This is a genomic window from Escherichia sp. WS3063 (assembly GCF_046486595.1).
GTDB classification, from domain to species: domain Bacteria; phylum Pseudomonadota; class Gammaproteobacteria; order Enterobacterales; family Enterobacteriaceae; genus Escherichia; species Escherichia coli.
On the sequence record NZ_JBJQKY010000003.1, the window covers coordinates 55,778 to 80,166 of the forward strand.

Below are 24,389 nucleotides of genomic sequence, written 5' to 3' on the forward strand. Positions count from 1 at the left end.
TCCCTCAAGGGAAAAAGATCCGTGGCATACTATTAGCAGAATAATCTACCTACGCGAGACCATGATTTTTACACTCCGCCCATATCAGCAAGAAGCCGTGGATGCCACGCTCAACCATTTTCGTCGTCATAAAACCCCTGCCGTAATCGTGCTGCCCACCGGTGCAGGTAAAAGCCTGGTGATAGCGGAACTGGCGCGGCTGGCACGTGGTCGCGTGCTGGTGCTGGCACACGTTAAAGAACTGGTGGCGCAAAACCATGCAAAATATCAGGCGCTGGGGCTGGAAGCCGATATTTTTGCCGCCGGGCTAAAGCGCAAAGAGAGCCACGGTAAAGTGGTATTTGGCAGCGTGCAGTCGGTCGCCCGTAATCTTGATGCCTTTCAGGGTGAATTTTCGCTGTTGATTGTCGATGAATGTCACCGTATTGGTGACGATGAAGAGAGCCAGTATCAGCAAATCCTCACTCACCTGACCAAAGTGAATCCCCACTTACGCCTGCTGGGGCTGACTGCCACGCCTTTTCGACTGGGCAAAGGCTGGATTTATCAGTTCCATTATCACGGCATGGTACGCGGCGATGAGAAAGCCCTTTTCCGTGACTGCATTTATGAGCTGCCGCTGCGTTATATGATTAAACACGGCTATCTGACGCCGCCAGAACGACTGGATATGCCAGTAGTGCAATACGATTTCAGCCGCTTGCAGGCACAGAGTAACGGGCTGTTCAGCGAAGCCGATCTCAACCGTGAGCTGAAAAAACAACAACGTATTACCCCGCACATCATCAGCCAGATTATGGAGTTTGCTGCAACGCGCAAAGGGGTGATGATTTTCGCCGCCACCGTTGAACACGCAAAAGAGATTGTGGGATTACTACCCACCGAAGATGCTGCACTGATTACTGGCGACACCCCCGGCGCTGAGCGCGATGTGTTAATTGAAAATTTTAAAGCCCAGCGTTTTCGCTATCTGGTCAACGTCGCGGTACTGACCACCGGATTTGACGCCCCGCACGTCGATCTTATCGCCATTCTGCGCCCTACCGAATCAGTGAGTCTTTACCAACAAATTGTCGGGCGCGGTCTGCGTCTCGCTCCTGGCAAGACTGATTGCTTAATTCTTGATTATGCGGGTAATCCTCACGATCTCTACGCGCCGGAAGTTGGTACACCGAAAGGCAAAAGTGACAACGTTCCGGTACAGGTTTTCTGCCCTGCCTGCGGTTTTGCCAACACCTTTTGGGGGAAAACGACCGCCGACGGGACATTGATTGAACACTTTGGTCGCCGCTGTCAGGGATGGTTTGAAGATGACGACGGTCATCGCGAACAGTGTGACTTCCGTTTCCGTTTTAAAAATTGCCCGCAATGTAACGCAGAAAATGATATTGCCGCTCGCCGCTGCCGCGAATGTGACACGGTACTGGTTGATCCGGATGATATGTTAAAAGCGGCGCTACGACTGAAAGATGCGCTGGTATTACGCTGTAGCGGCATGTCTTTGCAGCATGGGCACGACGAGAAAGGCGAATGGTTGAAAATCACCTATTACGATGAAGACGGCGCGGATGTGAGTGAGCGTTTCCGTCTGCAAACGCCCGCCCAGCGAACTGCCTTCGAGCAGCTTTTTATCCGCCCGCATACGCGCACACCGGGCATCCCTCTGCGCTGGATCACCGCCGCCGATGTCCTCGCCCAGCAAGCCTTATTGCGACACCCGGATTTTGTCGTCGCCCGCATGAAAGGCCAGTACTGGCAAGTGCGTGAAAAAGTGTTCGATTACGAAGGTCGTTTTCGTCGGGCGCACGAATTACGCGGTTAATGGTAGTTTTGATTGATGTATAAGGCGATTGAGTATAGAATCTCGCCCGCTTTTGCATACGCAAAGCAGATCACTTACCTGTTGCTGGGTCGCCTGTAGCAGGATTAATTTAAGAGAGAAAGAAATGTTTACTATCAACGCAGAAGTACGTAAAGAGCAGGGTAAGGGTGCGAGCCGCCGCCTGCGTGCCGCTAACAAGTTCCCGGCAATCATCTACGGTGGCAAAGAAGCGCCGCTGGCTGTCGAACTGGATCACGACAAAGTCATGAACATGCAAGTTAAAGCTGAATTCTACAGCGAAGTTCTGACCATCGTTGTTGACGGTAAAGAAATCAAAGTTAAAGCTCAGGACGTACAGCGTCACCCGTACAAACCGAAGCTGCTGCACATCGACTTCGTTCGCGCTTAATTGCTGAATAAGTTGTAAAAAACCCCGCTCCGGCGGGGTTTTTTTGTCTCTGCAAATTATGCCTGATTACGGTATTGCTATTTTTTGCAGGCCAGATAAGGCGTTCACGCCGCATCTGGCATTCAGAACACAAAACCGATTAATTGCCGCCAGACGTCCGGCGCTGCAATTGATCGCGCAAGTTCGGCGGCGTGCCTTTAATGGTCAGGGTATCGGTCGCCGGATCCCAGAAGATGCGTTCACCTAACAGCATCGCATCAAAGTTAATAGTCAAGCCACCGCCGCTACCGGCAAACTTCGTCAACTGACGCAGTGTGCTACGGTCTGCCGGGAAGCTCTCTTCCAGTTCGTAGCCTTTTTCAGCCGCAAACTCCGTGAAGCTCACTTCGCTGACGCCTGCCAGCTCTTTCGACAGCGATTCCAGTTCAATCTCTTCACCTGCCTGCAGCTGCTCATTACAGTAGCTATAAACCTGCTGGCGCACGTTCTGTCGCTCTGCTTTATCCAGTTGTGCTTCGGCAGTGAAATCATCGACCGCTTGCAACAGCCCACGGTTTTGCGCTTTCGCGTTTAACCCTTCGCTGGCACCGAGGAAATCCATAAAGAAATCCGCCACTTTGCGCCCTACTCGCCCTTTCAGGAAAGTGAGATAGCGGGTCGACTCTGGATTGGTTTCCCATTCGGTTAAATCGATACGCGCAACAATATCCGCATGATTTATATCAAGATAATGGGTTGGGTTGATGTCGAGATTTTCGTTAACGCGCATACTGCTCAGGTTGCTCAGGACTGCCACCAGCAGATACTCCACCGCCAGATAGCGATAGTGGCAAAACAGCACGAATCCACCGTCAGCAAAAGGATATTTCGCTAATTCGTCACGCAGGCGACCGGTTGCCGCGCGGCTAAATGCCAGAAAGTCCTCTTCGCCCTGACGCTGTAAGCGCAGCGTCTGCGCCAGTTCACTCTCTTCGCTAAACAAGCCGTAAGCTTTATTTTTGGCGCTATAGACCCGATGCAGTTCTGCCACCATCTCAACGACGGTTTCTGTCGGTTCCAGCAATGAATCGCGCAACACCAGCTCAAGGTTCTGCTCATCACGCTTGATAAGCTGGTGCAGAGCAATCTGGTTGATATCCAGACTCATGATAAACTCTCCTTTAAGACCGGGCGGTATTCAACCACCGCCGGTTAAGCGACGCAATAAAAGATGGCGGTCATTTTACAGAAGGCAGCGTAACGAGAATGATTTAACGCATAAAAAAGCAGAAAAAAAACCGTTGCTACGGTAATATGTTGCCCTTTCATCAACTAACTGATTTCGATTTATGCCACAAATTTCCCGCTACAGTGATGAACAGGTTGAACAATTGCTCGCAGAGCTGCTCAACATACTGGAAAAACATAAGGCTCCGACCGACCTTTCCCTGATGGTGTTAGGCAACATGGTCACTAACCTTATCAACACCAGCATTGCCCCGGCCCAACGCCAGGCAATTGCCAACTCTTTTGCCCGCGCCTTACAGTCCTCTATCAACGAAGACAAAGCGCACTAAGGGAAACAGATAACAGGTTATGGTAACTCATCGTCAGCGCTACCGTGAAAAAGTCTCCCAGATGGTCAGTTGGGGGCACTGGTTTGCACTGTTCAATATTCTGCTTTCGCTCGTCATTGGCAGCCGTTACCTGTTTATCGCCGACTGGCCGACAACGCTTGCTGGTCGCATTTATTCCTACGTAAGCATTATCGGTCATTTCAGCTTCCTGGTGTTCGCCACCTACTTGCTGATCCTCTTCCCGCTGACCTTTATCGTCGGCTCCCAGAGGCTGATGAGGTTTTTGTCCGTCATTCTGGCAACGGCGGGAATGACGCTATTACTGATCGATAGCGAAGTCTTTACTCGTTTCCATCTCCATCTTAATCCCATCGTCTGGCAACTGGTTATCAACCCAGACGAAAATGAGATGGCGCGCGACTGGCAGCTGATGTTCATCAGCGTGCCGGTTATTTTATTGCTTGAACTGGTGTTTGCGACGTGGAGCTGGCAAAAGCTGCGCAGCCTGACGCGTCGTCGACGCTTCGCGCGCCCGCTGGCCGCATTCTTATTTATCGCCTTTATCGCCTCGCATGTGGTGTATATCTGGGCCGATGCCAACTTCTATCGCCCGATCACCATGCAGCGCGCTAACCTGCCGCTTTCGTACCCGATGACGGCGCGACGTTTTCTTGAGAAGCATGGTCTGCTTGATGCGCAGGAGTATCAACGCCGTCTCATTGAGCAAGGTAATCCAGACGCCGTTTCCGTTCAGTATCCGTTAAGCGAACTGCGCTATCGCGATATGGGCACCGGGCAGAATGTGCTGTTGATTACTGTCGATGGCCTGAACTACTCACGCTTCGAGAAGCAGATGCCTGCGCTGGCAGGTTTTGCTGAGCAAAATATTTCGTTCACGCGCCATATGAGCTCCGGCAACACTACAGACAACGGCATCTTTGGCCTGTTCTATGGCATCTCGCCGAGCTATATGGATGGCATTCTGTCGACCCGTACGCCTGCGGCATTAATTACTGCGCTTAATCAGCAAGGCTATCAGCTGGGATTATTCTCATCAGATGGCTTTACCAGCCCGCTGTATCGCCAGGCATTGTTGTCAGATTTCTCGATGCCAAGCGTACGTACCCAATCCGACGAGCAGACCGCCACGCAGTGGATCAACTGGCTGGGCCGCTACGCACAAGAAGATAACCGCTGGTTCTCGTGGGTCTCTTTCAATGGCACTAACATTGACGACAGCAATCAGCAGGCATTTGCACGGAAATATAGCCGGGCGGCAGGCAATGTCGATGACCAGATCAACCGCGTGCTCAATGCACTGCGTGATTCTGGCAAACTGGACAATACGGTGGTGATTATCACTGCCGGTCGGGGTATTCCACTGAGCGAAGAGGAAGAAACCTTTGACTGGTCCCACGGTCATCTGCAGGTGCCATTAGTGATTCACTGGCCAGGCACGCCGGCGCAGCGTATTAATGCTCTGACTGATCATACCGATCTGATGACGACGCTGATGCAACGCCTGCTACATGTCAGCACACCTGCCAGCGAATATTCGCAAGGTCAGGATTTGTTCAACCCTCAACGCCGTCATTACTGGGTTACTGCAGCGGATAACGATACGCTGGCAATTACCACCCCGAAAAAGACGCTGGTGCTGAACAATAACGGTAAATACCGCACTTACAACTTACGTGGTGAAAGAGTGAAAGATGAAAAACCACAGTTAAGTTTGTTATTGCAAGTACTGACAGACGAGAAGCGTTTTATCGCTAACTGATTAATTATAAATCAGTTAGCAAAATATCTTACTTGCAATCGGTGTGGAAAACGGTAGTATTAGCAGCCACGAGTCGGCACGTAGCGCAGCCTGGTAGCGCACCGTCATGGGGTGTCGGGGGTCGGAGGTTCAAATCCTCTCGTGCCGACCAAAAATCCCAAAAAAACCAACCTTTACGGTTGGTTTTTTTATATCTGCATTTAATTCGATAAACAGACCGCGACACATCACGGCCTGTTTATTTTCTGTTATCAGAACGTCCAGACCACACCCGCCTGAGTATTCCACGGCGATTCTACCCCTGCGCCATTGCCATAACTGACTGACAAATGACCGCTTAACGTCGGGGTAAACGATGACCTTATCCCAGCCTGATAAACGCCACGGGTTCCAGCCACATCATTATTAAATTTGCCATCGTCATTAACTTTCACCTGGTTAGAATCGGCGTATTCCTGACGTACGGCGGCTTTCAGCCAGGGTTCCAGCGTCGTACCGTTTTGCAGGTCCATGTGATAGCTTACCGCCGTTCCCGCTTCAGCCCGTAATATGCGGGTATTTCCCACATCCGCGCGCATGCCGTTTGATAACGTGTAGTCCTGACCATCTGTGGTAAAGCCGGTAAAGGCCAGATAAGGTCTAACACTCCACAATCCGTCAACCCAACGGAACCCGCTCTCGACATGAGCACCCGCGCCGTTACTATTATAATCGCCAAACGCTGTTGCCCCATTACTCATCTTGCCATGGATGGTGTTGGCAAAACGATCAACTTTCACCACCCCATCAACATAGGCACCGTTCTGATGCTCCCAACCGGCATAAGCCCCCAGGGTATAGCTATCGATATTGCCTTTGCCGCCGCGATCAAAACCAATATCAGAATGAGAGTAACCAAAGAACAAGCCGCGAATTGTACTGCTTTCTTCACGGGAGAAACGGCTATCGATACCGAGCGTCAGCCCCGTCAATGTTTGCTCAAAGCCAGCTCCCGCATCAGTGGTCACGTTGTTGCGGGTGTTAATTGCCGAACTCCACATCGCCGTATCGTAATTAACGCCTTTTACGCTACCAAGACGTTCACGTACGGTGTCCAACTCTGCATCAAATACCAGCGGTTGTGCTGCCGCCATATTCAGCACATCAGTGGTTGAAGGGGTAATTTGCGCGCGATTTTCTGCCAGACTCCAGCTATGGTTGCCATTATCCAGCAAGGTATATTCATACGTACCGATATCAACAACGCCTCCGGCATTGCCCAACGTGAATGCAGCATCACCGCCGCCCGTCGTTACCAGTGTAAGGCTATCTCCTGCAGCCGGGCTGGCACCGGTGTCCGTCACGAATATTTTGAAATCACCTGTTGCCTGACCGGTGACGTTGAGCTGATCGCTCTGATGATTAGCCATATCGGTACGCATATAAAAATTGCCGTTTCCCGACAGGGTATTGGTGGTCAACGTAATGAAATTTTCCGCACTTGCCGTCACTGATGAACGAGTCACTGGCTCAGCCATCATAATCACATTTGCGTCAGACATCGCAAGGTTGGCTAAGTTGAGGAGGGTGTTTTGGTTCGTCGTAGTGATATCGGCAATGATGGTCCATGAGCTACCATCGAGCGAAACATCCGCTTTGCTGGTATCCACGGCACCATGCGTTCTTAAAGAAGCGCCCTCAGAAACCACGACACTACCCACCAACATAGCGGGTGCATAATTTATTTGCGGCTTCATGACCTCAAGAATGCCATCATTCCCTCTGACTGAAACGTTAACCATTGTGCCAGCCCAGACATTAGCGCGGCCATTGTTGATAACCATATTTTCAGAGATGGCTTTAGAGGAATACGTGATACTTCCATTCTGATCTGATCGACCGAGATCATACACCGCATTTGCCTGCACTCTCGTACCAGTATCCTTTCCCAGCGATTGCATAGTGGCATGCTCATCAAGGATAGTGTCAATGGCCTGCGTGTCCTCCATAACAATGAGCCCGGAACCATCATCCAGTTCATAATTTTTTGACACACCATCCTTTATACTAAATTGGCCTTTACTGTTTGTACCACTCACTTCCAGCGCATTCGTTGAGACAATTAATTTTCCGCCTGCTTTTTTATCAACGCCAGTTGCAGTCCCGCCATCCATAACCTCCAGTAAGCCGCCATTATCCACAGTGGTATTATAAGCGAAGTCATTTTCTTCAACTCGCAAACTTCCGCCGTTTTCCAACAGCATATTATTAGCAATACCATTCTTGATATCGAACTGACCGAGACGGTTTGTTCCGAATACCTCCATGGCCCGCGTGGTTGTTTTAATCGCACCGCCTGCTTTCTGATCTACCGCAAGCGCAAATCCCCCCTCTTTAACCTCCAGTAGTCCTCCCTTTTCGATAGCGGCAAAGACGGTCCCCCCATCTTTTTCAACGATTAAGCGCCCGCCTTTAATCGTAGGTTCATTCGCCGCGCCATAAACCTGTAGCACACCATTATTGAGGGTAGTCTGGTTTGCCGCGCCACCCATTTGAACAATTTGATAACCATCATTTAATACTGAGTATTCTGCGGTGCCATTCATTTCAATGTACTGATACCCGCCGTTAATTTCAGTATTACTACTTATACCAAATTCTTTAATATGCTGTTCTCCGCCAGGATTGATTTTCGTATTATTGGCGGTCCCATAAACCAGCTGGATATCTTTTTCCAGGACAACACCATCAACTGTCTCACCATACTCAACTGTTGATGCCAATGCTATGGGTGAATATAACGCTGTAGCCACCAGAACAGATATTGCGGAACGACAAAGAGAAACAGAACCAGATTGATGCATTGAGCTTTCATCCTATGAAATTAATTGCTGTTAAAAGCATTGGGTAAAGAAAATACCCATAGCTCCATACCCGGAGTCAGTTTTTAAAAACTGTTTAAAGAAATGCACAAGTATTGTGATTGATTTTTTAGTTGTTTTTCTTGATGAGAAGCTGATGCAAAATTCCGTCTTTATAATGAAAATGATGCCAAAGCGAACGACAAGGTTGTAGTTTTCGCTACATGTCCATACATAAAATGGGGTAACATTCACGCGCCTGGTAGCGTTACCAACGCTACGCTCAAACATAATGATTCTAATAAAACCTCAGGAGACTACTATGCCTGAAGCAACGCCTTTTCAGGTGATGATTGTGGATGATCATCCACTTATGCGACGCGGTGTTCGTCAGTTACTGGAGCTTGATCCTGGCTTTGAAGTGGTCGCCGAAGCGGGCGACGGCGCGAGCGCGATCGATCTGGCGAATAGACTGGATATCGACGTGATCTTACTGGATCTCAATATGAAAGGTATGAGTGGCCTGGATACCCTCAATGCCTTGCGCAGGGATGGCGTTACCGCGCAAATTATTATCCTGACCGTATCCGATGCCTCCAGCGATGTCTTTGCGCTGATAGACGCAGGCGCAGACGGTTATCTGTTGAAAGATAGCGACCCGGAAGTGTTGCTGGAAGCGATTCGTGCCGGAGCGAAAGGCAGCAAAGTCTTTAGCGAACGCGTCAATCAGTACTTACGTGAACGTGAAATGTTTGGCGCGGAAGAAGATCCCTTCAGCGTGCTGACGGAGCGCGAGCTGGATGTTCTGCACGAGCTGGCACAGGGGCTGTCAAATAAACAGATTGCCTCGGTGTTGAATATTTCCGAGCAGACAGTAAAAGTACACATTCGCAATCTGCTGCGTAAACTCAATGTCCGCTCACGCGTGGCGGCCACCATTCTGTTCCTGCAACAACGCGGGGCACAATAAAAATAGCCCGATGGCATCACCATCGGGCCTCTTTTTATTTACTCTCCTGCGGCGACAAATGTTGCATCGCCTGCGCGATACTACGTTCAATCACCGCACGGCGAGTATCGTTGGCAGGTAAGAGTTTCAACATCATCTCCCACGCGGCAACGGCTTCGCCAAATCGCTGCTGCTCAAAGGCATTAAACGCATACATGCTTAACACACGGATATTGCTGTGGTCAGTTCTCACCAACTGGCGTAGCAGTTCACCACCGAGGCGGTTGTCGTTGGGATCAGATGAACGTGTCAACGCTTCAGCGTATCCGAGCGCCGCATCACTGTTCTTCGGATCGAGGCGATATGCAGTAGCGTATGCATCGGTGGCAATACTGGCGTTACCCAGCGCCATGCCAACGCGGCCCAACATAATCCAGCCTTCTATATCTCCCGGATTTTTTTGCAGTTGAGTACGCATCCCCAGCGCCAGGCGCGACATCTCTTCTTCGTTGAGCGGATCGGCTTTCGGATCCAGCGCCCTGTCCAGTAACGCCGGAGCCTGTGCCGTGGCCTGCTGCCAGATTTTCACCTGCTGATAATTGCCCGTCTGGTAGTAGCTGACGCCAGCCACAATTAACGCCACCACAATACCCGGCAGATAAACAATATATCCGGCACGCTTACCTTCCGGCACGCTTTGTTCAGGAAACGCGTCCGGCACCACGCGTACCCGACGCCGCGAACGGGCGTAAATGACCCAACCGCCAATGCCAATAGCCACTACCGGAAGCACCCACAGCAGCACGGTCAGCGGCGTTAACGGCGGATCGTAAGTGACGAAGTTGCCGTAACGCGCCACCATATAATCGACAATCTCTTTCTTACTTTTACCTTCCTGCATCAGTTCATACACTTTCTGGCGCAGGTCGGTGGCAATCATCGAGTTGGAATCGGCAATGCTGTTGTTCTGGCATTTCGGGCAGCGTAGTTCTTCAGTGAGTTGGCGGAACTGCTGCTCCTGCGCTTCATCCTTAAACTGCAACACGTCGATGGTCGCCAGCGCTGAGCCGGAGATCATCAGCATCAGCACGCCCAATAAAAACCTCATTGTGCGGCCTCCTTACTGTATTTCTCCCACAGCGGCTTGATCTCTTCTTCCCAGACGCGAGGATTGAGATCGCCCGCATGGCGATAGCGAATGATGCCGTTGCCGTCAATAAGAAACGTTTCTGGCGCGCCATAGACACCGAGATCCAGTCCTAACATGCCGTCGCCATCAAACAGGCTTAGCGCGTAAGGATTGCCCAGCTCTTTCAGCCAGCTGATTGCCTTCTGGCGATCGTCTTTATAGTTCATGCCGACCACGCGAATGCCCTGCGCAGAAAGCTGATTCAGATATTGATGTTCCGCACGGCAGGTCGGACACCAGGTCGCCCAGACGTTAAGCAGCACAGGTTTGCCCTGAGTCAGCACATCCGCCTGATAAAACTGCCCCGGATTGTCCAGTGATTCGAGGCGAAACTTCGGCACTGGCTTGCCAATGAGCGCCGATTCCAGATTGGTCGGATCATCCCCTTCGGCATTACGCGCCAGCTGCCACAGTAGCGCCGCGGCAATCGCCAGGAAGATAATCAACGGAATTAACAATACTTTGCGCTTCATACAGCCTCCGGCGCAGTTTTTTGCGGACTCACGCGCTTACGATAGCGAGGATCAAACAGGCACAGCAGCCCGCCCAATGCCATCATCAGCCCGCCCGCCCAAATCCAGCGAACAAACGGTTTGTAGTAAAGACGCACGGCCCACGCGCCGTTTTCCAGCTCTTCACCGAGCGCGGCGTACAGGTCACGCGTGATGCCGCCGTCAATCGCCGCTTCGGTCATCATCGACCCGGCAGTGTTGTAATAACGTTTTTCCGCATACAGCACCGTTTCCGGCTTGCCATCGCGCGTTACGCCGATAGTCGCCACACCGCCACGCCAGTTCGGGCCAGTCACCTCTTTGACATCACGGAAGGTGAAGCGATATTCATGAATATCGACACTATCGCCGGACTTCATGCGCACATCACGCTCAACGCTATAGTTCTGGCTAAAGGCAATACCAACAATTGTCACTGCCAGCCCCAGGTGAGCCGCCACCATTCCCCAATAACTGAAGGTGGTTTTCGTGCCGCGTGAAATACGCAGCGCAGCTTCCGCAATTGCCAGCACCGCAATCCAGCAGGCCATTGCCAGGCCGAGCACCGTCATCGCCACCACTTTGCTTTCGAACAGCCACGGCAACAGCAGCGACAGCACCAGCGTAGAGATGAAGGCGATAATCAACAAATTGCGGATTTTACGTGGGCGATCGCGCCCCCAGCGCACCAGAGGACCGACACCAAGCAGCAGCGCAAACGGCACCATCAGCCAGGTAAACATGGTGTTGAAGAACGGTTCGCCAATCGAAATACTGCCCAGTCCCAGTTGCTTGTGCACCAGCGGCAGCAGCGTCCCCAGCAACACCACCAGCATCGCGGCGACCAGCAAAACGTTGTTCGCTAACAGCAGAGATTCCCGCGACCACAGCGCATTGTTTACGCGTGAGCGAACTTTGTGTCCACGCGCGGCAAACAGCAGCAGCGAACCACCAATCACCAGTACCATAAAGGCGAGGATAAACATACCGCGTGCCGGATCAGAGGCAAACGCGTGTACCGATACCAGCACGCCGGAACGCACCAGGAAAGTCCCCAGCAGACACAACGAGAAGGCACTGATTGCCAGCAGTAATGTCCACGCTTTGAAGCTGGCGCGTTGTTCAGTGACCGCCAGTGAGTGCATCAGCGCAGTCCCCACCAGCCACGGCATAAACGAGGCGTTTTCTACCGGATCCCAGAACCACCAGCCGCCCCAGCCGAGTTCGTAATAGGCCCATGCGGAACCGAGCACAATGCCGAGCGTCAGGAAGATCCACGCTGCCAGCGTCCACGGACGAGTAAAACGCGCATAAGTGCTGTCCAGACGCCCACTCAACAAAGAAGCAATGGCGAAAGCAAACGCCACCGAGAAACCGACGTACCCCATATAGAGCAGAGGCGGATGGAAGATCAGCCCCGGATCCTGCAACAGCGGGTTAAGATCGCGCCCTTCAATCGGGAAGTTCGGCAACGTGCGTGAGAACGGGTTAGAGGTAAAGAGAATGAACAGCAAAAAGCCGACGCTGACCATCCCCATTATCGCCAGTACGCGGGCCACAATATCCAGCGGAATACGCTGACTAAAAATCGCTACCGCAAAGGTCCAGCCGCTCATCAGCAGCACCCACAGCAGGAGCGAGCCTTCATGCGCGCCCCAGGTAGCCGCCACGCGATACCACACCGGAAGCTGGGTATTGGAGTTGCTGGCAACATAGGTGACGGTGAAGTCGTTGACCACGAAGGCATTGACCAGTACCAGAAATGCGCCAGCCACAGACATAAACAGCAGCCAGGCAAACAAGCGGGAAGACGCCATCATGCGCGCATCTCCGCGCGCTACGCCCCATAGCGGATACACGGACAGCAGCAGCGCAACTCCTAGCGCCAGACACAGCAGTCCGTTACCAATTTCCGGGATCATGATGCTGGGTCCTTATAAACACTCGCCGGGCGACGGTGATTGGCTTCCATCGCTTTCTCAACTTCTGGCGGCGTGTAGTTTTCATCGTGTTTCGCCAGCACTTCTTTCGCGAGGATATGATTGCCTTTTTCCAGCTCGCCCTGCACCACAACGCCCTGCCCTTCACGGAACAGATCCGGCAAAATGCCTTCGTAAGAGACATCTACTGAACCTTCAGCGTCGTAAATGGTGAAAGTTACTTTTAGCGAATTGGGATCGCGCTGCACACTACCCGGCATCACCATCCCGCCAACGCGCAGACGCTGACCGACTTCCGGCATTTGCTGAGTTTCACGCTTGCCGTAGAGAATTTCCCCCGGCGTATAAAAGAGATCGATATTCGAGCGCAGCGCATATAGCACCAGACCGATAGTCAGCGCCAGCCCCGCCAAAACAGCACAGGCAATCCACAAGCGGTTTTTACGGCGAATATTCATGCAGCCTCCTGCTGTTGCGCAGCACGTAAACGCGCCTCACGCGCCCGCTGTTGCGCCACGCCACGCAGAATTGCGCGATGCTGCATCACCGAGTGCACGACCAAAACCACCAGCGGAATAACGGTCATCACCACCGCCAGCCAGACAAAAAAGGCGTAACCGCCCATTGCGAAAAATTCATTCCAGGAAGCAAATGCAGGGGTCATTTACGGCCTCTTTTCAGTATCAGTTCACTCACCCACGGACGGCGTTTTTCCATCAGCAAAATCAAATTACGCATCCGCATCAGCGTCAGCGTGGCAGACAGGAGCAGGAAGCCAAAAATCGACCAGCGCAGCGGCGAACGCATCGCCGGATCGATACTTTGCTGCATCCGCGTTGATCCCTGATGCAGGGTGTTCCACCACTCCACGGAGTAATGAATAATCGGCAGATTCACCACGCCAATCAGCACCAGAATACCTGCAGCACGGCCCGCCAGACGGCGGTCGTCGAAGGCGTGCCACAGGGCAATCACACCCACATACAAAAACAGCAGCACCAGTTCAGAAGTCAGACGTGCATCCCATACCCACCAGGTGCCCCACATCGGTTTTCCCCATGCAGAGCCGGTAACCAGGGCAATAAAGGTAAACACGGCACCAATGGGGGCCATCGCCGCCACCGCCAGGTTGGCCATTTTCATCTGCCAGACAAGGCCAATAAACGCCGCCACCGCCATTGATGCATAAATGCCCATCGACCAGATCGCCGCAGGCACATGCAGGTAGATAATGCGGTAGCTATTTCCCTGCTGATAATCAGCCGGAGCAAAGCCGAATCCCCAGATCCAGCCGACGGTAAGCACGACCACACTGGCAATTGCCAGCCACGGTATAAACCAGCCACAGATTTGATACAGCCGTGGTGGGATCGCCAGTTGATGCAGTGTTTTCCACATAGTTTCGATACCAGACTCGAACAAAAATCAGTAATCCAGCGTTATTGAATGCTGATTCGTAACGCTGCCGCCGTCGCAAAAGGACTTAAAGTCGCGGTGCCTGCCAGCAACGCGCCTAAAATTGCCAGATACCCATCAACGGGCAAATGCATAGAAGCCGCGTCCATCGCGGCGGTGGCAAAGATGAGTAATGGGATAGTCAGCGGTAACACCAATATGCTGAGCAGCACACCACCGCGCTTAAGTCCCACTGTCAGCGCCACGCCCGGTGCACCGAGAAAGCCAAGCGTAGGGGTTCCCAGCAGCAGCGTCAGCGCCATCACTTGCCAGCCATAAACATCCATTCCCAGTAGCATTGCTACCAGGGGCGAAAGGATGAGTAACGGCAGACCGGTTACCATCCAGTGCGCCATCACCTTCGCCAGCACAACGGCGGGCAAGGGTAACGGCAACAACATCAATTGTTCAAGACTGCCGTCCTGCAAATCGTCACGGAACAATCGTTCCAGCGCCAGCAAGGATGAAAGCAGCGCGGCAACCCAGATAATGCCCGGTGCAATACGCGCCAGCAGTTGCGGCTCCGGACCGATACTGAGCGGAAAAAGGGTAATGACAATCAGGAAGAACCACAGCGGGTTGGCGATTTCGGCGCTATGGCGAAACGCTACGCGCAGCTCAAGACGGAAAATGCGCCAGAACATCATGCGGCCCCCGTTTGCGTCAGTGAAATGCGGCGAATTTTACTTTCAGCAACGTTGAGCGGCTGGTGGGTAGTCAGAATCACAATCCCCCCCTGCTCCGTATGCTGCGCCATACGCTGGGTCAGACGATCGACGCCGTTAACGTCAATCGCGGTAAAAGGCTCGTCGAGGATCCATAACGTGGCACGGGTCAGCCACAGACGCGCTAAAGCGACGCGGCGTTGTTGCCCGGCAGAAAGTTGATTTACCGGAATATCTTCGAATCCGGCAAGCCCGGCCTGCGCCAGGGCTTCCAGACATTGTGCGGTATCGCCATCGCGATGATAAAAGTGCAGATTTTCTAACGCCGTCAGCCGGGTTTTGATCCCCGGCTGATGGCCTATCCATAACAGGTTTTGATGGTAGCTCTCGCGTACCTGATGCAAGGGCTGCCCTTGCCAGAGAACGTCACCCGCATCAGGGCGAGACAACCCCGTCAGCAAACGGAGAAGCGTTGTCTTCCCCGCGCCGTTGCTACCGGTGATTTGTACCCACTCTCCTGCGTTCAGCGTAAATGACAAGCCACTAAATAAGGTTCGTTCATCCCGCTCGCAAAGTAACTCTCTGGCTTCAAGCATACCCACGCAATAACCCTGTTAAAAACCTGGCTCGACTTCGCGCATGTCGGGCAGCTTGTGCGCTATCCCTTTATGGCAATCAATACAGGTTTGCCCATCTTTCACCGCCTGGTCATGCATCTTCGCGGCAACCGATTTCTGGGCGGTTGTATCCATATACTCGAAGTTGTGACAGTTACGGCACTCCTGCGAGTTGTTGTCCTTCATGCGCCGCCACTCATTCTGTGCCATCGTCAGGCGATGAGCTTCAAATTTCTGCGGCGTGTCAATAACGCCAAAAATTTTACCATACAGCTCTTTACTTGCTTTGAGCTTGCGTATCATCTTTGGCACAAACTCGTGCGGAACGTGACAATCCGGACAGGTCGCACGGACGCCGCTACGGTTGTTGTAGTGCACGGAATCCATGTATTCCTGATACACCGTGTTACGCATTTCGTGGCAGCTAATGCAGAACTCTTCGGTATTGGCTTTTTCCATCCCGGTGTTAAAGCCGCCCCAGAAGACGATACCGCCGACAAAACCGATCAACAGCAGCGTCCCCAGCGCCAGACGGCTGGGGGTACGCCACCATTTCCACAGGCGCTTAATCAGACCAGGCTTACGGTCAGAATTTCCCATAATAACCTCTTATTTCCCGTAACCTTTTGATGGGGTAAAGGTATTCCCCACGATTGGCGCGGTATCGGCCTGCGGTACGTGACATTGCAGACAGAAATAACGACGCGGAGCCACTTCCGCGCCCACTTTGCCGTCGCTGTCCATAAAGTGAGTAGGACTGATGCGCGGCGCGCCAGTGGTGCGATAGCTTTCGACACCGTGGCACTGCAAGCAGCGGTTGGTATTGGTCGTTACCTGATAACCTTCAACGCTATGCGGGATCATTGGCGGCTGATTCACATAGTTCAGCGGCATCCGATCCTGCTCTTTTGGCATCCGAATGGCCCCTTCCTGCGTCCCGGATACTTCCGGCGACTGGCTAAAATCGACGCCATTAGCCGCCCAAACCGCGCCGCTCACCACCAGGGCCAGCATCGCCGTCCATTGACACAGCGCTTTCTTCAGGTCATGGCTTTTCATGATTTCGCTCCCGAACTCCATCGTGTAGTTATTGTAAATACATCCTCAGAACAGACATCCACGCAGCGACCGCACGTCATGCAATCGCGGCTGGTGACCTGCACCGGGCTTTGTTCATCCAGCACCGGGGCACGTAGCACATGCGGTTCCGGGCAAACATGAAAACAATCCATACAGCGGTTACATTTCTGCCGATCGGTGGCCGCAACGGTAATCACACCTTTGCTACCCAGCACGCCATACAGCGCGCCAACCGGACAAATGTGCCCGCACCAGCCGTGTTCAACGACCAGTAGATCAAATAAAAACAGCGCGAGAATAAGCAGCGCGCCGCTGCCGAATCCCATTACCAGACTGCGCCCCATCAGGGAAACGGGGTTGATCCATTCCCAGATGAGCGTGCCGGTTAAGGCCGATCCCAGCAGAATGACCACCAACAGCACGTAGCGAATGTGGCGAGGGATCGTCGCAGACTGATTGAGGTCAAAGCGCCTGCGTAACCAGTTCGCTAAGTCGGTAATCGGGTTCAGCGGGCAGACCCAGCTGCAAAATAATCGCTTTCCTGCCAGGGCGTAGAGCACGGTGATAATTACCGCACCGGTCAACGCCACCGTGGCAGGCAGATGACCGCTGGCAAGACTTTGCAGCGTCATCAGCGGATCGGTCAGCGGAACGGTGTCGAATAACAGGCTACTGCTGTAGTTGCCGTGCAAGATCCACACACCAAACCACGGACCGCTCAAAAACATCCCCAGCACGAAGAACTGACAAAGGCGACGTAACACCAGCCAACGGTGGCTGCGCCACCAGCCTTTTTTCTCCAGCGCCTCGCGCCCGGCGTCACGTTTACGATTTGCCATTGTTCCCCTCCAGCCAGCCGAAGCGGTAATGGTGACCTAACTCCCCTTTCGCTAGTGACAGCGGTAACACCTTGATTGCCGGTTGTTCCAGCACGCACACTTTTTCGCACTTACCGCAACCGGTACAGGCGTCGCTGTGAACCGTCGGCAGAAAGCGGGCGTGCTTACCGGTACGCGTGTTGCGCTCCAGCTCCAGGGTGATGGCCTCATCAATTTTCGGGCATTCGCGATAACAAACATCGCAGCGCAGCCCCTGAAAGTTGAGACAGTTTTCCTGGTCCACCAGCACCGCCAGCCCCATCCGCGCGTCGTCGATCGATTCGATCTCACGATCCAGCGCACCGCTCGGGCACACTTTGGCGCACGGAATGTCCTCACACATTTCGCAAGGAATATCCCGCGCAACAAAATATGGCGTGCCCGCCGACAGGCCTGAGGCCAGCGTCGCCAGTTTTAAGGTGTCGTAAGGGCAAGCCTGAACACACTGACCGCAACGCACACAGGCACTGGCAAAGGCGTTCTCGTTTATGGCTCCGGGCGGCCGCAACCGCACGCCAGATGCGCGTGCGGTTTGCTGTTGTAACCCCAGCGCCACACCCACGGCAGCCAGCCCGCCTGCTGTGCGAACGACATCGCGCAGAAAGCGGCGGCGACCATTTTGAGGTTTCGCTGACCGGGACATAATGGCTTACACCTTCTCCAGTTTGACCGCGCACTTCTTGAAGTCCGTCTCTTTCGAGAGCGGATCGGTCGCGTCCAGCGTCAGTTTGTTAACCAGCTGTGCGGCGTCGAAGAACGGCATGTACACCAGGCCCTGTGGCGGACGGTTACGACCGCGCGTTTCAACAATCGAGATCACTTCGCCACGGCGAGAAACCACTTTCACTTTGTCGCCACGGCGCAGATCGCGCGCTTTCGCATCCAACGGGTGAATAAACAGGACCGCTTCCGGGAAGGCGCGGTGCAGTTCCGGTACACGGCGAGTCATACTGCCGGTGTGCCAGTGCTCCAGGACGCGTCCGGTAGAGAGCCACAGGTCGTACTCTTCATCCGGTGCTTCCGCCGCCGGTTCGAACGGCAGCGCGAAGATCACCGCTTTACCATCCGGTTTACCGTAGAACTTATAGCCTTCGCCCGCTTTCACGTACGGGTCGTTACCTTCGCTGTAACGCCACTGCGTTTCTTTACCGTTCACCACCGGCCAGCGCAGACCGCGCGCTTTGTGGTAGTCATCGAACGGTGCCAGATCGTGACCGTGACCGCGACCAAACCATGCGTACTCTTCGAACAGCCCTTTTTGCAGATAGAAGCCCAGCTCGCGGGATTCATCGTTCAGCTGATCTTCCGCCAGTTCGGATACCGGGAATTTGCTCACTTCCGGAGTGGCATACAGGACTTCGTACAGCGTTTTGCCACGCAGTTCTGGTTTCTTCGCCAGCAGCTCTTCCGGCCACACTTCTTCAGTTTTGAAACGACGGGAGAACTGGACTAACTGCCAGAGGTCCGATTTCGCTTCACCCGGTGCCTGTACTTGCTGACGCCAGAACTGAGTACGGCGTTCGGCGTTACCGTAAGCCCCCTCTTTCTCTACCCACATTGCGGTCGGCAGGATCAAGTCGGCGGCCAGCGCACTGACTGTCGGATACGGATCGGAGACGATGATGAAGTTGCGCGGATCGCGCCAGCCCGGCATACGCTCTTCATTAATGTTCGGCCCGGCCTGCATGTTGTTGGTACACATGGTCCAGTAAACATTCAGCTTGCCGTCTTTCAGCGCACGGTCTTGTGCCACCGCGTGCAGACCGATTTTCGCCGGAATGGTGCCGCTCGGGATATTCCACTTCTTCTCGCAGATATCACGGTGTTTCTCGTTAGTCACCACCATGTCCGCAGGCAGACGGTGAGCAAAGGTGCCCACTTCACGCGCAGTACCACACGCGGAAGGCTGCCCGGTCAGGGAGAACGGACCGCAACCCGGCTGGGAAATTTTGCCGGTCAGCAGGTGCAGGTTGTAGACCAGGTTGTTGGCCCACACGCCACGAGTATGCTGGTTGAAGCCCATCGTCCAGTAGGAGATGACTTTCTTGTTCGGATCGGCATACAGCTGCGCCAGTTGTTCTAACTGGTCTTTCGGCACGCCGGTCATTTCGGCGGTTTTTTCCAGCGTATATTCAGCAACGAAGGCTTTGTAATCTTCAAAGCTCATCGGTTCGGAGGCGTCAGAACCTGGATTCTTCGCTGCTTTTTCCAGCGGATGGGTCGGACGTAAACCGTAGCCGATGTCCGTCGCCCCTTTGCGCAGGTTAACGTGTTTGCTAAAGAAGTCCTGATTTATCGCATTGTTTTGAATGATATAGTTGGCGATGTAGTTCAGGATCACCAGGTCTGATTGCGGCGTAAAGATGATGCCGTTATCCGCCAGCTCGAAGCTACGATGCTGGTAGGTAGAAAGCACCGCCACGGTGACGTTCTGGTTGGAGAGACGACGGTTAGTGATGCGCGACCAGAGGATCGGGTGCATTTCCGCCATGTTCGCGCCCCACAGCACAAACGCATCAGCCTGCTCGATGTCGTCATAGCAGCCCATCGGCTCATCCATACCAAAGGTACGCATAAAGCCAACTACCGCCGACGCCATACAGTGACGCGCGTTCGGGTCGATGTTGTTCGAACGGAATCCCGCTTTAAACAGCTTGGACGCGGCATAACCTTCCCAGATAGTCCACTGACCAGAACCGAACATACCGATCGATTCCGGCCCTTTTTCTTTCAGGGCGGTTTTGAATTTCTCTTCCATCACATCGAAGGCCTGATCCCAGGTGATTGGGGTAAATTCGCCTTCTTTGTCATATTTACCGTTTTTCATACGCAGAAGCGGCTGCGTCAAACGGTCTTTACCGTACATGATTTTGGGCAGGAAATAGCCCTTAATGCAGTTCAGACCACGGTTAACCGGTGCGTCCGGGTCGCCCTGACAGGCCACCACACGCCCCTGCTGCGTTCCGACCAGAACGCCACAACCAGTACCGCAGAAACGGCACGGCGCTTTATCCCATTTAATGGCTTCCTGCTGACCAACAACGGCGCGGGCAACGCCCGGCACGCTGAGACCGGCAGCCGCCGCAGCGGCCGCAACGGCGTTAGCTTTCATGAAGCTACGACGACTGAGTTTCATGGTGTTTCCTCACCTTGCTCTTCCTGCTGGTGATAAACCAGCGACACCGCCAGCACGCCCTCTACGTTGCGTACTGACTCAATGGTTTGGATCAGCGTTTCGCTGTCTTCTGCTTCCACCACCACAATCAACTGACCGCTCGGCGCGTCGCTGACAGCAACTTCACAGCCGGTAAAGGCGTTCAGTTGGGTGCTGATGTCTGAAATTCGTTCGCTTTTGGCCTGCACGACCAGGCTGCAAACTTGCCAGTTAGTGTGCATGGAGATACTCCGCAGTTATGGCTGATACCGGACAGCTGGCTGCACATGCTCCACATCCGTTGCAAAGTTGGCTATTAAGTTGCGGCTGGTAGATCCCGGAGAGCGTCGGGCGAAAGATAATTGCCATTGGCTCACAGCTATCCTGACAGCGGCGGCATTCAACTGACTGATACGCCAGGCACGCGTCCCCAATGGTGAACTGCAAATCCCAGGCCCTGGTGTGGCGCGGAGAAAATAGCGATTCGGGGCAAGCCTGCGCGCAGGCGTAACAGAAGCTGCACTCGTTATTTTTGAAATTAACGCTCGGATAGCCGCCAGCGCCGCGTTGCAGGATGTTGTTTTCACAAGCATTAATGCAGGCGTCGCAGCGAGTGCAATGGGTCAGAAAATGAGATTCATCACCGGACCAGGGCGGACGGATACCGTTACTGGCTTTGCGCCAGCGACCAGTGAGTATGCCCCGACGGGATGCATCAATCTTCACATTGACCTTCCATCATTAACGCGCTCTGAAAATTGAGAGCGACCAAATAAACCGCATAATTAATAAGCCATTTTTATAGCCGCTAAGATATTAAAGGATGTGTCAAAGATGCATACCCCGATCGGGGTAAAACCTGTAGCAGGATCAAAAGAGTGGCGGGAAGCGTGGCAAAAACGGGCTTTTGCTCACATTTCAAATGGTTATAAACATATTTATATAGCGATTAATTCACCAGAGATATTTATGTCGGTTTGTTCTCTCGTCAGAATTTAACACTAAAAGAGCAGGTAAAATTATCTGAATGTTCTTTAAGTTATTCATAAAGCAAATTAATAAATCTGATGAATATGTTAACCTTCAGCGACATCATCGGTGAAAACCTATAAATGAAGAAGGAAAGCAAAAAAATGAAGACCATTCTACCTGCAGTATTGTTTGCCGCTTTCGCCACCACTTCCGCCTGGGCGGCAGAAAGCGTCCAGCCGCTGGAAAAAATCGCACCTTATCCACAAGCTGAAAAAGGCATGAAGCGTCAGGTGATTCAGTTAACTCCGCAAGAAGATGAATCTACCCTGAAAGTAGAACTGTTAATCGGTCAGACGCTGGAAGTCGATTGCAATTTGCATCGTCTCGGCGGGAAGCTGGAAAGCAAAACGCTGGAAGGCTGGGGCTATGATTATTATGTCTTTGATAAAGTTAGCTCGCCGGTTTCCACGATGATGGCCTGCCCGGATGGCAAGAAAGAGAAGAAATTTGTCACCGCGTATCTGGGCGATGCCGGAATGCTGCGTTATAACAGCAAGCTGCCGATCGTGGTGTATACGCCAGACAATGTGGATGTGAAGTACCGCATCTGGAAGGCGGAAGAGAAAATTGACAACGCGGTTGTTCGCTAAACTACTGTGAAGTGCTGCAACCCGTAGGCCGAATAAGGCGGTTACGCTGCATCCGACATCTAACGCCCGAGCCGGTTGCCTGATGCGACGCTGACGCGTCTTATTAGCATACGCCACATCCGGCAAACCATGCCGGATGTGGCACATCATTACAACGCAATATCCGCCACTTCTTTTTGAACGGGTTGCGGTTTCAACTGCGGTTTCGGCGTACTATCTGCTGCTTGCGGTTTGTCGTATTTCAGCCCCAGCACTTCGCTGGTGTACTGCAACTCGCGTTCTGTTGCCGCTACATCACCGTTCAGCTTGCGTCCATAAGACGGAACGATCGCCTTCAACGTTGCCTGCCATTGCGGGCTGGAAACGCGATCGCCAAATACTTTTTCCAGCAGATTCAACATAATCGGCGCGGCGGTTGACGCACCTGGCGATGCCCCCAGCAGCGCGGCAATAGTCCCTTGCTGGTCGCTGACCACTTCGGTACCCAGACGCAGTACGCCACCTTTCTCGGCATCACGCTTGATAATCTGTACGCGCTGCCCCGCTTGCCACAAACGCCAGTCCTCTTTTTTCGCCTGCGGATAGTACTCTTTCAACGCTTCAAAACGATCCTCTTCACTCAACATCACCTGACTCACCAGATATTTCACCAGATCGAAATTATCCAGCCCGACGTGCATCATCGGCATCACGTTAGAGGTGGTGGTGGAACTCATCAGATCCCACAATGAACCGTTTTTGAGGAATTTGGTTGAGAAGGTGGCAAATGGCCCAAACAGCACGACGCGTTTACCGTCCAGAACACGGGTATCGATATGCGGAACCGACATCGGTGGTGCGCCAACGGATGCTTTACCGTAAACCTTCGCCAGATGGTGATTAACCACGTCCGGGTTTTCCGAAACAAGGAACTGTCCGCCCACCGGGAAACCGGCGTAGTCTTTCGCTTCCGGAATCCCCGATTCCTGTAACAGCTTCAGCGCCGCACCGCCCGCGCCGATAAAGACAAATTTGGCGCGGATGTTCTGTGCAGTGCCATTTTTCAGATCGGCAACGGTAACGGTCCAGGTGTTATCGTCATTACGCTTTAGGGCGCGGACTTCGCTGCTGAGTTGCAGCGAAAAATTAGATTTCTTCTGCAAGGAAGCAATTAACTGGCGGGTGATCTCGCCATAGTTCACATCAGTGCCAATTTCCGTACGCGTGGCTGCCACTTTCTGTTGCGGATCGCGCCCTTCCATCACTAACGGTGCCCACTCTTTGATCTGCGCGTGATCTTCAGAGTAACGCATACCGCGAAACAGCGAGCTTTGTTGCAACGCGGCGTAACGGGCTCGCAGGAAATTAACATTATCCTCGCCCCAGACAAAGCTCATATGCGGAACGGTATTGATAAATGAACGCGGTGTACGCAGCACGCCGCGCTCGACCTGGTGCGCCCAGAACTGGCGCGAAATCTGAAATGCTTCGTTAATGGCGACTGCTTTTTCAATACTGATGCTGCCATCGGCGTTTTGCGGGGTGTAGTTCAGTTCCATCAGTGCAGAATGCCCGGTTCCGGCGTTGTTCCAGCCGTTCGAACTCTCCTGCGCGACACCCTCCAGGCGCTCCACCATGGTCATCGACCATTCAGGCTCCAGCTCGCGTAAATAGGTCCCCAACGTGGCGCTCATAATGCCGCCGCCAATCAACAGTACATCAGTTTCCTGCTCCTCGGACGCTTTCGCTTTTGCCGCCATCGAAACGGCATTAAGCCCCACGGCCATCGAGAAGAGCATGGCAGTCACTTTTTTCATCTTGTTAATGCCTTACTTTTAGTCGCTTTATTGCAGGTGAGATTTGCGCGGCATCAACGGTAACACTTAAGTAACAACATTTAAATAATGTTTATAAATTATATTCTAATTTTAGAAACATTATAATTTCGTTGATTAATTATAGG

General features: G+C 52.9%; 25 protein-coding genes and 1 tRNA gene. 8 read left to right on the forward strand and 18 right to left on the reverse strand.

Going from position 1 to position 24,389, the window contains the following annotated elements:
• The first annotated feature begins 61 nt into the window (after positions 1-61).
• Together ACJHYW_RS03715 and rplY are read left to right on the forward strand one after the other, a co-directional pair.
• A complete protein-coding gene (locus ACJHYW_RS03715; protein WP_000578066.1) occupies positions 62-1,822 on the forward strand; it encodes a DEAD/DEAH box helicase in 1,761 nt (586 codons plus the stop codon).
• A gap of 124 nt (positions 1,823-1,946) precedes the next feature.
• Positions 1,947-2,231 carry a 50S ribosomal protein L25 gene (rplY, locus tag ACJHYW_RS03720; RefSeq protein ID WP_000494186.1) on the forward strand — a complete coding sequence of 95 codons (285 nt, stop codon included), beginning with the start codon at positions 1,947-1,949 and terminating at the stop codon, positions 2,229-2,231.
• 139 nt (positions 2,232-2,370) lie between these two features.
• Here rplY and yejK read toward each other — a convergent pair whose 3' ends face one another.
• Positions 2,371-3,378, reverse strand: coding sequence for a nucleoid-associated protein YejK (gene yejK / locus ACJHYW_RS03725; protein WP_000050789.1), 1,008 nt, complete (start codon positions 3,376-3,378; stop codon positions 2,371-2,373).
• A 181-nt stretch (positions 3,379-3,559) separates the two neighbouring features.
• Here yejK and ACJHYW_RS03730 point away from each other — a divergent pair, with 181 nt between their 5' ends.
• From ACJHYW_RS03730 to ACJHYW_RS03740, 3 genes are all read left to right on the forward strand, one after another.
• The gene (locus ACJHYW_RS03730) at positions 3,560-3,787 is read left to right on the forward strand and encodes a YejL family protein (RefSeq protein ID WP_001135664.1); all 228 of its coding nucleotides are present in this window, start codon (positions 3,560-3,562) and stop codon (positions 3,785-3,787) included.
• 19 nt (positions 3,788-3,806) lie between these two features.
• Positions 3,807-5,567, forward strand: coding sequence for an LPS biosynthesis-modulating metalloenzyme YejM (gene yejM / locus ACJHYW_RS03735; protein WP_000256203.1), 1,761 nt, complete (start codon positions 3,807-3,809; stop codon positions 5,565-5,567).
• Between the two features lie 74 nt (positions 5,568-5,641).
• A tRNA-Pro gene (locus ACJHYW_RS03740) sits at positions 5,642-5,718 on the forward strand.
• Between the two features lie 100 nt (positions 5,719-5,818).
• Here the strand turns inward: ACJHYW_RS03740 and yejO are convergent.
• The gene (yejO, locus tag ACJHYW_RS03745; protein WP_000554219.1) at positions 5,819-8,410 is read right to left on the reverse strand and encodes an autotransporter YejO; all 2,592 of its coding nucleotides are present in this window, start codon (positions 8,408-8,410) and stop codon (positions 5,819-5,821) included.
• A gap of 319 nt (positions 8,411-8,729) precedes the next feature.
• Here yejO and narP point away from each other — a divergent pair, with 319 nt between their 5' ends.
• The gene (gene narP, locus ACJHYW_RS03750) at positions 8,730-9,377 is read left to right on the forward strand and encodes a nitrate/nitrite response regulator protein NarP (RefSeq protein ID WP_001113637.1); all 648 of its coding nucleotides are present in this window, start codon (positions 8,730-8,732) and stop codon (positions 9,375-9,377) included.
• A gap of 34 nt (positions 9,378-9,411) precedes the next feature.
• On the opposite strand, the gene ccmH is transcribed toward narP, so the two are convergent.
• From ccmH to napF, 15 genes are read right to left on the reverse strand one after another with little or no spacing between them, the layout of a single operon-like run.
• On the reverse strand, positions 9,412-10,464 hold the full coding sequence (ccmH, locus tag ACJHYW_RS03755) for a cytochrome c-type biogenesis thiol:disulfide oxidoreductase CcmH (protein WP_001211558.1): 1,053 nt from the start codon (positions 10,462-10,464) through the stop codon (positions 9,412-9,414).
• The gene (dsbE, locus tag ACJHYW_RS03760; protein ID WP_000824439.1) at positions 10,461-11,018 is read right to left on the reverse strand and encodes a thiol:disulfide interchange protein DsbE; all 558 of its coding nucleotides are present in this window, start codon (positions 11,016-11,018) and stop codon (positions 10,461-10,463) included. The genes ccmH and dsbE overlap by 4 nt, the downstream gene beginning before the upstream one ends.
• Positions 11,015-12,958, reverse strand: coding sequence for a cytochrome c-type biogenesis heme lyase CcmF (gene ccmF / locus ACJHYW_RS03765; protein ID WP_000611896.1), 1,944 nt, complete (start codon positions 12,956-12,958; stop codon positions 11,015-11,017). The genes dsbE and ccmF overlap by 4 nt, the downstream gene beginning before the upstream one ends.
• On the reverse strand, positions 12,955-13,434 hold the full coding sequence (gene ccmE / locus ACJHYW_RS03770) for a cytochrome c maturation protein CcmE (protein WP_001026418.1): 480 nt from the start codon (positions 13,432-13,434) through the stop codon (positions 12,955-12,957). Before ccmE ends, ccmF begins: the two co-directional genes overlap by 4 nt.
• A complete protein-coding gene (ccmD, locus tag ACJHYW_RS03775) occupies positions 13,431-13,640 on the reverse strand; it encodes a heme exporter protein CcmD (RefSeq protein ID WP_000186540.1) in 210 nt (69 codons plus the stop codon). Before ccmD ends, ccmE begins: the two co-directional genes overlap by 4 nt.
• Positions 13,637-14,374, reverse strand: coding sequence for a heme exporter protein CcmC (ccmC, locus tag ACJHYW_RS03780; RefSeq protein ID WP_001295447.1), 738 nt, complete (start codon positions 14,372-14,374; stop codon positions 13,637-13,639). The genes ccmD and ccmC overlap by 4 nt, the downstream gene beginning before the upstream one ends.
• A 41-nt stretch (positions 14,375-14,415) precedes the next feature.
• The gene (gene ccmB / locus ACJHYW_RS03785) at positions 14,416-15,078 is read right to left on the reverse strand and encodes a heme exporter protein CcmB (RefSeq protein WP_000971730.1); all 663 of its coding nucleotides are present in this window, start codon (positions 15,076-15,078) and stop codon (positions 14,416-14,418) included.
• Positions 15,075-15,698, reverse strand: a complete 624-nt coding sequence (gene ccmA / locus ACJHYW_RS03790; protein ID WP_000525572.1) for a cytochrome c biogenesis heme-transporting ATPase CcmA — start codon at positions 15,696-15,698, stop codon at positions 15,075-15,077. Before ccmA ends, ccmB begins: the two co-directional genes overlap by 4 nt.
• 12 nt (positions 15,699-15,710) lie before the next feature.
• Entirely contained in the window at positions 15,711-16,313 is a 603-nt protein-coding gene (napC, locus tag ACJHYW_RS03795) for a cytochrome c-type protein NapC (RefSeq protein ID WP_000528376.1), read from the reverse strand.
• Positions 16,314-16,322: 9 nt separating this feature from the next.
• On the reverse strand, positions 16,323-16,772 hold the full coding sequence (gene napB, locus ACJHYW_RS03800) for a nitrate reductase cytochrome c-type subunit (protein ID WP_000835174.1): 450 nt from the start codon (positions 16,770-16,772) through the stop codon (positions 16,323-16,325).
• Positions 16,769-17,632, reverse strand: coding sequence for a quinol dehydrogenase ferredoxin subunit NapH (gene napH, locus ACJHYW_RS03805; RefSeq protein WP_000013506.1), 864 nt, complete (start codon positions 17,630-17,632; stop codon positions 16,769-16,771). Before napH ends, napB begins: the two co-directional genes overlap by 4 nt.
• Complete coding sequence (napG, locus tag ACJHYW_RS03810; protein WP_000091291.1) at positions 17,619-18,314, reverse strand: ferredoxin-type protein NapG; 696 nt, start codon at positions 18,312-18,314, stop codon at positions 17,619-17,621. The genes napH and napG overlap by 14 nt, the downstream gene beginning before the upstream one ends.
• A gap of 6 nt (positions 18,315-18,320) precedes the next feature.
• Positions 18,321-20,807: a periplasmic nitrate reductase subunit alpha gene (gene napA / locus ACJHYW_RS03815; protein ID WP_000778067.1), complete on the reverse strand. Its 2,487-nt coding sequence runs from the start codon at positions 20,805-20,807 to the stop codon at positions 18,321-18,323.
• Complete coding sequence (gene napD, locus ACJHYW_RS03820; protein ID WP_000557384.1) at positions 20,804-21,067, reverse strand: chaperone NapD; 264 nt, start codon at positions 21,065-21,067, stop codon at positions 20,804-20,806. Before napD ends, napA begins: the two co-directional genes overlap by 4 nt.
• The gene (gene napF, locus ACJHYW_RS03825; protein WP_000686723.1) at positions 21,057-21,551 is read right to left on the reverse strand and encodes a ferredoxin-type protein NapF; all 495 of its coding nucleotides are present in this window, start codon (positions 21,549-21,551) and stop codon (positions 21,057-21,059) included. The genes napD and napF overlap by 11 nt, the downstream gene beginning before the upstream one ends.
• Positions 21,552-21,659: 108 nt before the next feature.
• On the opposite strand from napF, the gene ACJHYW_RS03830 reads away from it, so the two are divergent.
• Both ACJHYW_RS03830 and eco read left to right on the forward strand, forming a co-directional pair.
• Positions 21,660-21,824, forward strand: a complete 165-nt coding sequence (locus ACJHYW_RS03830; protein ID WP_001361613.1) for a hypothetical protein — start codon at positions 21,660-21,662, stop codon at positions 21,822-21,824.
• A gap of 113 nt (positions 21,825-21,937) precedes the next feature.
• Positions 21,938-22,447 (forward strand): serine protease inhibitor ecotin, encoded by a 510-nt coding sequence (eco, locus tag ACJHYW_RS03835; protein WP_000712250.1) that lies wholly within the window; start codon positions 21,938-21,940, stop codon positions 22,445-22,447.
• A 149-nt stretch (positions 22,448-22,596) separates the two neighbouring features.
• Here the strand turns inward: eco and mqo are convergent, their stop codons facing one another.
• Entirely contained in the window at positions 22,597-24,243 is a 1,647-nt protein-coding gene (gene mqo / locus ACJHYW_RS03840) for a malate dehydrogenase (quinone) (RefSeq protein WP_000758076.1), read from the reverse strand.
• Positions 24,244-24,389 lie beyond the last annotated feature (146 nt).